A 14,539-nucleotide genomic window follows, 5' to 3' on the forward strand; every position below is an offset into this window, starting at 1 on the left:
TCATTAAACAATTTGCCTATCAAAACTTCAGAAAATACATTAAGAGTACATTCTATCGAATCTTTTGGAACCCATGATGGTCCAGGAGTTAGAATGGTTGTTTTTTTACAGGGATGTAAATTAAAATGTTTGTACTGCCATAATCCAGATTCTATTGACACACATGGAGGTGAAGAACATAAAATTGAGGATTTAGTTCGACGTGCTGTTAACATGAAATCTTACTTTGGCAACAAAGGAGGAGTAACCGTATCTGGTGGAGAACCTCTATTACAATCTAAAGAATTGATTCATTTTTTCCAACGTTTAAAAGAAGAAGAAATCCATACCAATATAGACACTAATGGTAGAGTTTTAAATCATTATACAGAAAAACTTTTAGATGATTACGCTGATCTTGTAATGTTAGACATCAAACACATGACAGAGGATGGCTATCAATACTTAACTGGTGCAAAAAACAAAGAAACAACATTCAAATTTGCAGCTCATAGAGAAGCTTCTGGTAAAAAAATGTGGTTGCGATACGTGTTAATTCCTGGTATCACAAATAGGCCAGAATTGCTTCATGCCATGGGAAAGCACTTCAAAAACTACAAAACTATTGAAAAAATAGAATTACAACCTTATCACAAGTTAGGCGTTCATAAATGGAAAGCCTTAGGATGGGAATATAAATTAAATGATATACAAGAAAACACCGAAAATGAACTGAACGAGGCTGTAACTATTTTGAATGAATATTTCAAAGAAGTAAAAGTCAACTAACAACACCTAGCACTCATACCATTTATGATCTGAGACACGAAAAATAAATAAGTTTTATCGTTACTACAATTAAGTTTTAAATTAATCAAAAGACGCATAAGTATCCACTTTTCAAAACAACCCTTAGCATAGATAAAACTTCCAGAATATACAGATGGTTATTAGGATAACAATATCATCTCCGAAACATATTACAATATGAAAACCTACAAGGAACAGCATAAACCGGCATCAGCGTTTGAAAACCGTACTGACTATTTAGAACATGAGTTACAAATCATGAAACCAAGAAGGTTCAAATTAAACCTACCTGGAAGAGATTATAAATTTGAATGGGAAGATTTAGTACCAGCACTGGCAGGAACCCTTGGTATTATTGCCATGTACTCATCCGTTATGATGGCTTGGGCAGAAGGATTATCCAAAGCATGGGATCATATATCACTTGGAAAAGAATTTGCTATTGAAGTATCCCGAGTAGAAATGATTATTCCAGCATTTCTGTTTGTTATTTTAGCTTCGGGATTTTTTAATCCAAGGGCAAATTTAGCAGGAAATCATGGACCAATGATACCATTAATTGCAAGTATTGCATTAGCAGGTGCACACCCCTTAGCTCTTGCGATCCTAATTGGTGTATTTGGTTTACTACTCAGTTTTTTTAAAGGCGGCTCTAAACTAGTAAACCTCACAAGTAAAGGAGTTGCAGGAGGCTTATTAATTTTCCTTGGATTTATGGGAGCATTAAGCCAGATCAAAACAATTCAAACCTGGAGTAAAGGACTTTCTTCTGAAACAGTTGAAGCCGGATCTATGGGATTCTTAGGCTTAATCATTTTAAGCTTTACTATTATACTATACAGCTATCTAGCAAGAATTGACAAACGTTGGTTATCCATTCCTGCTTGTGCTGTTTCGGCTTTATTAATAGCTTTAATCGGCGGGGCAAGTTTTGACCTTCAAATTACTACAGAAATAGGATTACCTAATTTGAATCCAGCTTACTGGTGGGGAAATACTAGTGAAGGATGGATGCTAGGGTTACCAAAGGCAAAACATTTTGTGGCTTCCTTACCTTTTGCCATTTTGGCAGTAGCAATGTGGTCTCCCGATTTCTTAGGACATAGAATTTTTCAAGAAATGAACTATCCTAAAAAATCAGATAAAGTACTAATGGATGTAGATGATACAATGACAATGTGTTCCATAAGACAAATGGTAGGAACCGCTGTTGGAGGTGGTAATATTACCTCTTCTTGGGGAACCTATTTGATTCCAGCCGCAATTGCCAAAAGACCCATTCCAGCTGGGGCAATCTTACTCGGGCTGATGGTAATTGCAGTAGCAATATTAGGGAGTCCTATGGATGTTGCCGTATGGCCACCCGTAAGATCTATTGCCCTATTGGTAGGCGTATTTTTACCTATGATTGAGGCAGGTATTCAAATGGTTAAGGAAAGTGCAAGTGCTCAGGCAGCCGGAATTTGTATTTTCATGGCCATGGTAACCAACCCTGTGTTAGCATGGGCTTTGGCGATGTTTCTAGATAATAATGGATTAATTGGAGACAAAGAACGACCTAAAAATCTAACCATTGTAGACCGATTAATTATTCCGCTTAGCATTTTAATAATTTGTGTTATTGCAGTGCTCTCTGTTGGAATGCTAAAAGGAAGTTATGGTATTCTAGCCTTCTTCTAAAAAATATAAAACTCGCTTACGAGAGGCCAATAGTTTGCAGTTATTGACCACAAAAAAGCTCTCTATTCGTATAGAGAGCTTTTTTAATTTCTAACGATTGTTATTCAATAATTAGTTTTTTCATCTCCCTAATTGATTCATTTTCTATAGATACAAAATACAAACCATTTTCTAGGTCACTAATAGAAATAACTTGTAAAGTTGACTGACATACAAAAGTTTTAACTAAAACACCAGAAACATTATAAAAGGTAACCAAACTATTTTTTGGAGCCTTGATACTCACCTCGTTCTTAGCTGGATTAGGGTATATTGTATATTTCTTCTCCTTAACTTCATTATTTATAGAAAGTGTTTTCTGATTAAAACTAAGATCATCTACATACAATACTGATGGATAACTCTCTATTGCACTATCTAAAATTTTAAACGAAAGTTTAGATGCAACCGTTTCACCTAATTCGATTTCTTGACTCAAATCGTGCCATTTTTTTTCCTCCAAACCAGTAAGATCCCATGAAATTGATTTAAAAGGGGAAGCAATATTAGTTTGAATTATATTTGGGCTATTTTGATCTATATAAACAGATAGCTTTGCAATATATGTTCCTTCTTCTAAAGATAGTTTAGAATTTTCAGGAGAAGTACTACCGCCACCTTGAGCTTGATATGAGGTTTCAATTCCAACAGAAGAATCAAACTTCAAACTATAAAATCCAGATTTTTTCACAGACTCAGAAAAAGAATAATTTCGATGCTGAAAAAACCAACCAGTTTCCACTGCATTTCCATTTGAATTCGGTTCTATCACACCTGGTGTAACAGCATCAGCAGATTCAAATCCATAATAATCTATCAAAACATCCTCAGATCCTTTGTCAATTATTTCAACAAAATAAATTTCATAAGGTTTCAAAACAGGTGACAACGAAGTTTCAATCCCTTTAATGAAATCTTTTGCAACAACAGGGCCAATTGATTCTTTCAAACTAATTTCCAGGGAAGCATTACTTTTCCCCATATTTACAACCGACAAAACAACATTTCCAAAAGCATTACGATAAGATCTCCAAACACAACCTTTTCTATTCACTGAGTTCGTCTCACTTACAATTATACTCGGCAACTCGTCATTTTCATCCAAAATCTCGAAAGCTTTCGTCTTCATCTCTTGATGGGAGGTAACAGACAAAACTCCGTTACTTACCATTAACGGAGTTAAATCTTCACCATATTCGTTGTGCTTTAAACTAATGTCATCCATCACAATAACACCACCTTTATCTAAATAATTTTGCAGCGCAAGAACCTCCTCTTCTGATGCATATTCGGTATTAGATATTAATACTACATCCCATGAATCCATTGACTGATTCAATAAAATGTCTTTCGTTACGAAACCAATTGGGGTTCCTTCAAAATGCAATTCTTCATACAATTCAAAAATGTCATCCATATGAGCTGCTTTGTTTATTGCGGAAGTTTTCGAATAAAAGATACGTATCGGCTTTTTCAAACGCTGAAATGTCATGATTTCTTCTGAATGTGAATTTAAATCCATCATGGTAGACATAACTTCATTGGTAACCCTAGGTTGCTGAATATTTGATCCTGCATATCCATTCCCCACGCTTACTCCATTTCTTGGAGAACCATCTTCGGTTCGTGGCCAAAACCAAGTTTGACTTGCCGTCATTGCATACATATGACCTAGCCAATAAGTAGCTCTTGCGTAAGCAGGATCTAAATATAAATCCCTAGACCGTACGGTGGATAAATAATGAACTTCAGTATTGTAATTAATTTTATATGGACTTACAGATTTCATAAAATCATAACCCATACATAATTCTCTCCACTCTAAGGCATAGTTTTCTTCCCACTCTTCTTCTGGCCCCCACATATGATTATTTATAGCACCAGCATCATTTCCAACAATTTCACTTAAACTTGTTAAAGCTTCCAAATCTATACCATGTACCCTTTCGTTTTCTGTCCATAAATTGGGCATAATTTTTAAATGGATTTTGGTATCATCATCATACTTTTGAATTTCTGATTTCAAAAATTTATACCATTCTGTTACTCTATACATATTAAACAATGACCAATCGTACCATTTCGCACTCCCCCTTAAACTAGTATCAATGGGAATCTCAATAGTAACATCGCTAAAATCCACAAAACTAGTTTCCCACAAACTATTAAGTCTTTCTATAGTACCATGTTTACTCTCAAGCCATACTTTAAATTTTTCAATTGTAAATTCAGAGACAGGTCCGGATGCCCATGCCAGTTTATCACCAGTTTTTTGCGTAAAAAAATGAGGTTCATTACATAACATATACCCCAAGTTGGAATACTTTTTACCTGCCATATGGGGCACCGTGCCTCCAATTAAAAATGATTGCATCTCTCTTGCTCCGGGATTATCAATATCGTAGCCTGTATAGGTATCAGTACGCATTTCAAAATCCTCTCCATATTCCTGTATTGACCAATCAGGTACATTCTTATGGTTCATAAAAATAAATCCAAGAGACCCCGTTTCCTTGGCTGTTAGCTCATTGTATGTATTTGTTTTAATCGTACCTTGATTGTCTACAACAAGTCCCGGTGTCAAAAAATACCCATCTTGATTCCCGTAAAACTCTGTTAATTGATCAATTACTGGTTTCCAAGTAAAGTCGGCCAAAAAAACTGGTTTTCCATTATAAGTAAGCTGATCGTTTTCATGTACAACATGCTCCCAATCAATATTTGGAATCGATTCTCTAAAAACTGTTTTATCAATTAACATGGATAAGTATGAAATCGATTCCTCTAACATATTTAACACATCGGATCTTTCAAAATCAGGCAACAATTCAGCCATTTCTCCAGCATTATCTTTATACCTACTAACCATAGCGAATAACTCAGTATTCATACTAATATTGCTTTCATCCCAATTTGCATAGTCTAAGAAAACCTCAGCAGTTCGAACTGTCATTTCTTCTTTTAGAACTTCAATACCGTCGTTTTTAGCAGTTGTAATTAATGTATTTAATTCCAATATTTTTGTTCGAGCTTGTTCTTCTAAAGTTTGAGCTGTTAGGTTAAATACCTGAAAAAAAACAAACAAAACATAAAAATATTTGTTCCCTTTGATTTCTGTTCTTTTGAAATTATTTAGCATTTTAGTCATTCTTATTATTTAAAACATCTAAAGGAGATATGGAATCTCATAAATATGCATAGATTTATAAATTAATTGTATTTTCAATTTTTATTGTTCCTGTAGAACTAACCTACTTTATACAAAACTCCAAAATTCTATTTTGTAACATATGTTTGATTTAACTTTAAACCAGGTTCGTCAAACTCTTGTAATTGCTTAAACAATTCAGTCTGCATTTTTTCTGCAACTTCTTGATACTCCTTGTTATTGTATTCGTTCACCAGTTCAAATGGATCCTTTTTCATATCAAACAAATAAGGTTTTTCTTTTTTATCTATTACCAATTTAAATCTATCTGAAACGGCAGCAACCCACCAACCACCAGACTTGGCGAAATATGTAATACGATCACTATCCACAACTTTTTTTCTATTTAAGAAATCTTCTGAGGTATCCATCCCATGAAAACGTGCATCAGAATGAACTCCCATTATTCCCAAAATAGTTGGGGTAAAATCAACATTCGTATAAGCTTTATTGATAACCTTCCCTGACTTTATTTTTGAAGGATAACGCAATACAAACGGTATTCTAGAGGATGCTTCATATGGTACTCCTTTATTTCTTCTTTTGTGCTCGAAAAACATATCCCCATGATCTGAAGTGAAAATAATAATTGTATTTTCTTCTAAATTATTCTCTTCTAAAAAATTTAATATTCGGCCTACACTATCATCAATATGACTAACCATACCAAAATATTGTTTCAAAGCTTCTTTTTCATTTTCAAAGGCTTTTTTCTTAGTAGCCTCATTACTTCCACCTTTTCCCCAACTCGGTCTGTTATTAGCGTATTCATGTTTAGAGGTCAATGGAGCCTGAATATCCATATTGGCATACATTTTATCATATGGCGGTTTTGCAAAGTCAGGCGTATGAGGGTCGGGAATCGATAGCATTAATGCAAAAGGTTTGTTCTTATCTCTTTCTAATATTTCTAATGTCTTATCCGTGAAAAAGTCGGTTAAATGAATTACTTCATCCTCAGGCAACTTTGCGGCTACTTTTTCATTAATTCCTTTATATGTTCCATTTTTTATATGAAAATATGGAGCGTGTCCACCTCTCATCATATATCTATTATCCGCAAATCCAGCTTGGTACTTAATTCCGAAAGTATATTTCTCATGTCCTGCTAAATGCCACTTACCCACATAAGAAGTTGCATAACCATTTTCCTGTAAAATAGTTGCAAAAGTTGGAATATCCTCTCTAATATGCATTCCATTTTTAGGTGCTCCAGTTGCCTGTGGATACAAACCTGTTACCAAAGATGCTCTAGAGGGAGTACACACAGGAGAAGAAGCATAGTAGCTAGTGCAAATTACACCTTCATTAGCAATTTTATCTATATTGGGTGTTTTGGAGTTGTTTCCTTTTCCCCAAACAAAAGCCTCGGCTTCTGGTAATAATTTTTGATAACAGCTTAATGTTCTAAAATTATGTTCATCCGTATGGATAATAATTAGGTTGGGCTTTTTAGGCTTTACTTCCTCCTCAGCAGCGTTACTGAAAAGAGTGCTAAAAGCAAATACACCTGCCACTAAAGTTTTAAAATTAATCTTCATTATAATACTATTTAGTAATGTTAAGTTTTATCGTCATTTGATTCTCTCTAATAAAAATCTGAAAGAATATTTTTAGGGCCTTTTTCATAGTTCCATAAATAATCTCCAGTTTCATCAACACACTTATTCCCAAAATGATGTGGCAACACTGAGACTAGTGGAAAGCCTGTTTTGGTTTTATAACTCTCTAAGTGCTCTAAAAATTTCTTTTCTGTTATTGCATCAGTCGAGTTACCTCCAATATGATCTAAGTTGATTCCTTTACCTGGAGCCGACTTATAACAAATCTCATAGTGTGTTTTTACACGACCTTTCCAGTTGTATTTGTCCAATAGCCAAATATCATTCGTACGTACTACATCGGCATATTTGGAAAGAAAAACATCTGGTACATGAAACTCCATTTCAATATTTTTATTAATGTCTTTCGCTGCTCTATACAAAGCTCTATGGATTGGTAACATCCCTGATTTGGTGTTGTAAGACATGTCTATTTTAAACTTCATTACCCCCATCTTATGAAAACGTGAAATCACTTCTGAAGCATATCCATATATATCGGATTGACTATTTAAATACTGTACATCATCTTTCCTCCCTATTTTTGTTCCAAAAGAATAATTCCCTAAAAGTTCAGGATACTGTTGAGCGGCAATACTATTTTTATGAATCTTCGGAAAACCAATCCACAAACCAGGCGTAAATCCTTTTTCATAGATCATATCCATTGTTTTTCTAAAATCAGGGAATTTTTTAGAATCCGGAATCCATGACCCAAACCCAGAATTGATACTGCCATCAGGAAAAGTACCCCAACCATGATCTAAAGTCAACTTACCCTTGGGATACCCAAGCTCCACAATTTTATCTATATAGTACTTTACAAACTTATGATTCAATAAATGAAAATGCTCGTGTCTTTTACTCGACAAATGTTTTTGTTCAGACCAAGTACAATACTCAACATCTGCCCAAAATTTAGGGGTTTGCACATATGGTGTAATATTCAATCTCCTCATCATGATGCGATTGTATTCTTTCCAAGCTTCATCTCCATTTCCTGTCTCGTCCAGGAAAACTTCTTGTCCCTCAGGAATAATTACAGTTAAGGTTTCTTTACCGTCAAAACTATATATTGAATTTTCATACCCTAAAGTAGTCATAAACCCAATAAATTTACCTTTTGCATCAATAATTACAGGAGATCCAGACATCCCTGCTGCTTTGCATGTGAATGGATTGTAAACAAACGGTTTACTCTGATAATAGTAGGAGTTCCCACCCTTCTCACCAGGACCATTCAAACTCTGAAAAGGACAAAACAAGGGTGCCTGCACTTTTACCTGAATTTGCTTCCCTTCACCAATAATTGTTTTATTTGAAAACAAATCTTCGCCATCTAGCTTCGTTAACTTTCCCATAGCCGAAGTCGACATTCCTGTCATGGCAAGACTTCCAAGTCCCACTTTTTTTAAAAAATCTCTTCTATTTTCCATCTATTTTACAACCCAACTCTTATGAACATTCTATTGTTCCTTTATAATTTTGAATACAAAATTCTATAAAGAATGAAATACTCATAAATCAAATTTTTTTAGTTCAAAAGGATTTTTAATTCCTTCCTGAACTTTTTAATCACTTTTTTATTCTTAGATTCTTTTGCAACATTTTTCCACTCCATTGGATCATTTCTATGATCGTATAACTCTTCAAAGCCATCCGAATAAACAATATATCTATAGTTTTCATTTCTCAATGTATGATTACCCAAGCCTTTAGTTGTCAGAGCAGAATGATTCCAAGTCCCCTTTGGATTGGATACTAAATGCTCAAAACTATTTCCATCCAAATCTTTCTTTTGTGGCAAATCGCATAAGTCTATTAAAGTTGGATAGACATCTATTAAAGAAACTGTCCTAACGCTAACTTCACCTTTACTTTTGCTTGGATCAAATATGATCAATGGTGTTTTTGCTGACTCTTCCCAAAGTGTCTGTTTTGACCAATGTTCTTTTTCACCTAAATGCCAACCGTGATCCCCCATAATAACAACAATGGTATTGTTTGCATAGGCACTCTTCTCTAAATTATCCAACAAATGTCCAACACATGCATCCGCAAAAGCCAAACTTGCGAGATAACCTTTTACGGCTGATTTCCATTTATTATTTCTTAATATCTCAGCATGCAACTTATTTCCCGTCCAGTTTTTCCCAATTCGACCCACATCGTCTAAATCATTTTGTAAAACTTTAGGTAGTTCAATACTCTCTTCATCAAACATGTCGAAATATTTTTTTGGTGCATAGAGTGGTAAGTGAGGTCTGAATATTCCACAGGCTAAAAAGAATGGTTTATCATGTTCTTTCTTCAGATAATTAGAGGCATATTCTGCCGACTTCCAATCATTTGTCTTTTCATCAGGAACATTTACAGGTCCCCAATCAAAAGATCTTGTTTTACTTCCTTTAACTCCTGCCTTTTTAAAGTCTAAACCATGTGGAAATCTATTTTTCGGATACGGAGTTCCTAAACCAACTTTGTTTTCAATCTGGAAAGATCCAGGATCGCTTCCTTCTTTTGGTTCTTTAGCGGTTCCTCTTGGACTGTGAAAAATTTTTCCTGAAGCAACCGTTTCATAACCGTTTTCTGCAAAATATTGAGGAAGGGTAATCGTATTTTCAAAGCCTTGCATTTTTCTAAAAACCTCTACATTTCCATATACTCCTGTCTTAAAAGGTTGGTAACCTGTTAGCATACTGGTTCGCGACGGATTACACAAAGCAGCCGAGCAATATGCATTTTTAAACACAGTACTTTTTTTTGCAAACTTATCCATATTAGGCGTTATTGCTTGAGGATGTCCCCCGAACACGCCTACCCAATCATTCATATCGTCAACTGTAATCAACAATACATTGGGTTTACTTTTAAGCTTTTGTGAATAGGCTGAGGATTTAAAACCGACAACAAACACTAAGAGTGCCATAACTTTTAAAGACATTGTATTTCTCATATTCTTATCTAATTGATGATACGAATTAAAAAAATATAAAAAATAATAGCGTCTCCGAGAGTTTAATATTTGTCCGCTACAGTCATAACCCCGCCAAGACATACCTTTTCACTTGCTTTATTTTCATCTTTAAAATAAAAAAGCCTCCAATATTGCATTGGAGGCTTTTGAATCTTATTAGTGAGAATTATTTTATTTCAACAATCACTTTGTCAATTTTTCCTGTAAACTTAGTTTCTTCTGGACCATAACCAATTCCCTCAGCTACTGGAGTTTGATTGTCTAACCCAACATCGGCTGTTTCATCAGCAGAAAACATATTCGGTTGTGTTTTCTCAATTCTTCCATTTCCTTTAGAACCATCAGAGACAATAATACTAGCATCACCACCTTTTCCATTACCTCCACCGTCATAGTTAAATGTAAAACTTATTTTATGTTTTCCGGCTTTCAATTTACTTTTTGTACTTATAACAAATCTTTCTAACCCTAAGAAATTATAAGTAAATTCAGGAACCCCTTCTTTCATGTATAAACACCATCCTCCAAAACGGCCTCCTTGCGTCAAAATAACACCAGTAGCATCGTCTTTCACTTCAACTTCAGCATCAATAGTAAAGGATCTATTTTTAATGTTGATGAAAGTGTTTTCCATCATACCTTCCATTCCTTCATATAATTTCAATACAGTTCTACCTCCCATAATATCTGGGCGACCTGCTATTGCTGGATTTGTTCTTTCAACTACACGATCATCAATCGGTAACACATGATATTTTTCAGCCTCAGCCATAAATAAATCCTGCATTTCTTTTAACTTCTTAGGATACTTTTTAGCCAAGTTTTTAGTCAAACTAAAATCATTCTTCACATCGTACAGCTCCCAAACATCATCTTCTAAGTTAGGAAAATCTTTCATTTCCCAAGGCGCTCTATGTAATGTTCTAGCATACCATCCATTTAAATAAAGAGCCCTATTTCCAAACAATTCAAAATATTGCACATTGTGTCTTTCTGCAGCCTCTTTATCATCAAAAGTATATGCAAAACTTGTACCTTCTATAGGTGTTTGAGGAACTCCATTAACCACCTTTGGCTCAGGCAAACCAGCAACTTCTAAAATAGTAGGTGCTATGTCAATAGCATGTGTAAACTGTTCTCTAATTCCTTTACCTTCTTTTACCTGATCAGGATAATGTACAATCATTCCTGTTCTTGTACCTCCAAAATCTGACGCAATTTGTTTTGTCCATGTAAAAGGAGCATCAAAAGCTACAGCCCAACCTGCGGCCATATGAGGGAATGTATTTGGTAATCCCCAATCATCCATTAATGGCAATAAATCTTCTACCTTTTCTTCAACAAAATTAAAGTAAGTCATTTCATTGTACATACCTACCATACCCCCTTCTGCACTTGTTGCATTATCTCCTGCGACAAAAACAATCATGGTATTGTCTAACTCGCCAATTTCTTCAATTGCATCTACCAATCTTCCTATTTCGTAATCAGTCATTTCCACAAAACCAGAGAAAACCTCAGCCTGACGAGCAAATAATTTACGTTCGTTGTCGGTCAGTTTTTTCCAATCCTTAATATCATCAGGTTTTGGAGCCAATCTTGTTTTAGATGGAATAATTCCACCTGCTTTCATATTCTTAACAGATTCCTTACGAACCTCATCCCATCCTTTGTCATATTGACCTTTATATTTGTCTGACCATTCCTTTGATACATGGTGAGGCGCGTGTACAGCTCCTGTAGAAAAATAAACAAAAAATGGTTTATCTGGAGTCATCGATTGTTGCGCCTTAACCCAGTTAATTGCCTGGTTGGTCATATCCGTTGTAAAATGGTAATTGTCCATTTTAGGAGGATTCACCTTCTTTACTCCATCAAAAATTAGCGGAGCCCATTGATCTGTTTCTCCTCCAATAAAACCATAAAACTTATCAAATCCTTGACGCGTTGGCCATCTATCAAAAGGTCCAGATACACTTGTTTCCCAAGCAGCTGTTTCATGCCATTTTCCAAAAGCCGCTGTACTATAACCATTCAACCTTAATGTTTCAGCTAACGGAGCTACACTTGGTGGCAATGCACCTGTATTTCCAGGGTATGCCGTACTTGTTTCCATAATTGAACCCGTGTTACAAGTATGGTGATTTCTACCGGTTTTAATGGACATTCTGGTAGGAGAACATAAAGAAGTGGTGTTAAAATTATTATATCGTAATCCCGCGGCAGCCAACCTTTCCATGGTAGGAGTTTTAATAGGCCCTCCAAAGGCAGTTGTTGCTCCCATACCCAGGTCATCAATTAAAACAATGACAACATTTGGTGCTTCTTTCGGTGCATTTACCTCAAACCTTTTTGGTGGCTTTGTATTACGTGCATCTAATTCTGTGTACGTTTTGGCTTCCGGTTCAACGATTGGTAAAATCTCACGATTCAATAGATCTTGTGCAAATGTGGCAACTGTTCCAAAAAACATCCCCACAAAAGTCAAAATAATTTTATTCTGTTTCATTTTCATAAGTTTTAATTAGGCTAATAAATCCTTAATTTAAGACTAAATTCCTCATTTTTTCTCAAACAACCAAATGAAACTATCATTTTGAACAACTCTATTTTGAAAACAAGTAACCTCAGGCATTTAATTTAGAAAAAATAACTTGTTAAAAAAGCCCTAAGTACTATTGTTCAAATTCTTTAGTTCTTTAAAACTAGAATTCCATAACCGCATTTGGAGGTAAAGGCACTTTATTTGATTTTCTCCAAGCAACCAATTCCTGTAACAACTCTTGCTTTTTACTCTTTTCTAATTCTGACAAATCTTTTGATTCTGCCTGATCTTGTAAAAGATTATACAACTCAACTTTACCTGTTGCTAAGAACTGAATCAATTTATAATTACCCTTTCTGATTACAGAGCAAGCTCCATGTTTATATTGACTTGCTACATGCCAAAAAAGGGGGCGGCTTTGAAACAACTCTGTATCTTCTTTAAAAATATCTGTAACAGAATTCCCATCCAAAACACCCGCATAATTTTCAACCCCTGCTACATCCATTAAAGTAGGAAAAACATCCATACAAGTAACGGCCGCACTACTTCTTCTTGGTTTTACCTTGCCTGGCCAATTGACAAGCATTGGCACCCTTAAACCTCCCTCATAAATATATCCTTTTGCTCCTCTCAGTAATTTATTATTGCTTTGCCCTCCATGATACCCATTATCCGAGGTAAAAACTATCATTGTATTTTCTCTCAAACCACTTTGATCTAAATAGTCTAAAATGCGTTGAACATTGTTATCAACAGACTCCACCATTGTGGCATATCCTGCATGATATTCTCTGCGTTTCTCTTTCACATGCATCCCTTGACCATGTATTGAATCCACTGGTTTCTCTAAATATTTTTTCAATAATGCCTCGCTTCTAGCTCTAACAGGAGCATGCACAGCGTAATAGTTTAAATTAATTAAAAAAGGCTCTTCTTTATGCAAGTCCATGAATTCTATAGCTTCATCTGTCATTCTATCTGTTAACCAATTATCTGTTGATTTGGGCTCTATAAATGGATTGCTAAAAGGAGCCCAATAGCCTCCTGATTCACTTTTATAACCACCAGGTTCTAAAGCAGGATCACCACGATAGGTACCTCCAACATTTTTTATAAACCCTCTCCCTCTTGGATAAAACTGTTGCGTAAATGGTTTTTTATGCTCCTCAGCCCAACTATAGTCACCTGGATCAGGTTGTGATAATTTTTGCTGCAAGGGAAATTTCATAGCCAACTCTTCAGAAGGATTTGGACCAACAATATGCCATTTCCCAATATGAATTGACTTGTAACCAACCTCTGCTAATGGCTCTGCATATATGGGATGTTTTTTCTCTACCGTCCAACGGGAAAACACATTTTCCTCAGCGGTCCCTTTTTCCAATACAGGAACTGTATAGACCCCTGTTCTAAAAGACTGTTTCCCAGTAAAAATTGCCGTTCTTGAAGGAGAGCAAGTAGGATACATGTAAGCATTATCCAAAACCAAACTTTCTTTTGACAACGCATCTAAATTCGGAGTTTCAAACCACGTTGATCCATTAAACCCAACATCAGCATACCCTAAATCATCAACTAAAATAAAAACAATGTTTGGCTTTTTATTTTTCTGTTTCTCATTTTTTGAGGTACTACAACTCATTGTACTGATTGCAATGCAACACAACAACATCCAATTCTTAATGCTTCTATCCATA

General features: G+C 35.2%; 8 protein-coding genes. 2 read left to right on the forward strand and 6 right to left on the reverse strand.

Annotated elements, in window-relative coordinates; genetic code table 11:
- Positions 1 to 12: 12 nt before the first annotated feature.
- Positions 13 to 768 (forward strand): pyruvate formate-lyase-activating protein, encoded by a 756-nt coding sequence (gene pflA / locus AC2DZ0_RS07405; RefSeq protein WP_484644669.1) that lies wholly within the window; start codon positions 13 to 15, stop codon positions 766 to 768.
- Positions 769 to 966: 198 nt separating this feature from the next.
- On the forward strand, positions 967 to 2,469 hold the full coding sequence (locus AC2DZ0_RS07410) for a DUF3360 family protein (protein ID WP_484644671.1): 1,503 nt from the start codon (positions 967 to 969) through the stop codon (positions 2,467 to 2,469).
- Positions 2,470 to 2,569: 100 nt separating this feature from the next.
- On the opposite strand, the gene AC2DZ0_RS07415 is transcribed toward AC2DZ0_RS07410, so the two are convergent.
- From AC2DZ0_RS07415 to AC2DZ0_RS07440, 6 genes are all read right to left on the reverse strand, one after another.
- Positions 2,570 to 5,656 carry a T9SS type A sorting domain-containing protein gene (locus AC2DZ0_RS07415; RefSeq protein ID WP_484644672.1) on the reverse strand — a complete coding sequence of 1,029 codons (3,087 nt, stop codon included), beginning with the start codon at positions 5,654 to 5,656 and terminating at the stop codon, positions 2,570 to 2,572.
- Between the two features lie 128 nt (positions 5,657 to 5,784).
- Positions 5,785 to 7,257, reverse strand: a complete 1,473-nt coding sequence (locus AC2DZ0_RS07420; protein WP_484644673.1) for a sulfatase family protein — start codon at positions 7,255 to 7,257, stop codon at positions 5,785 to 5,787.
- Between the two features lie 47 nt (positions 7,258 to 7,304).
- The gene (locus AC2DZ0_RS07425) at positions 7,305 to 8,753 is read right to left on the reverse strand and encodes an alpha-galactosidase (protein ID WP_484644674.1); all 1,449 of its coding nucleotides are present in this window, start codon (positions 8,751 to 8,753) and stop codon (positions 7,305 to 7,307) included.
- A gap of 98 nt (positions 8,754 to 8,851) precedes the next feature.
- Entirely contained in the window at positions 8,852 to 10,273 is a 1,422-nt protein-coding gene (locus AC2DZ0_RS07430; protein WP_484644676.1) for a sulfatase, read from the reverse strand.
- A 187-nt stretch (positions 10,274 to 10,460) separates the two neighbouring features.
- Positions 10,461 to 12,803 carry an arylsulfatase gene (locus AC2DZ0_RS07435; RefSeq protein WP_484644678.1) on the reverse strand — a complete coding sequence of 781 codons (2,343 nt, stop codon included), beginning with the start codon at positions 12,801 to 12,803 and terminating at the stop codon, positions 10,461 to 10,463.
- Positions 12,804 to 12,999: 196 nt separating this feature from the next.
- Positions 13,000 to 14,538, reverse strand: a complete 1,539-nt coding sequence (locus tag AC2DZ0_RS07440) for a sulfatase (protein ID WP_484644680.1) — start codon at positions 14,536 to 14,538, stop codon at positions 13,000 to 13,002.
- Position 14,539 lies beyond the last annotated feature (1 nt).

This window comes from Flavicella sp. IMCC45668 (assembly GCF_057219105.1).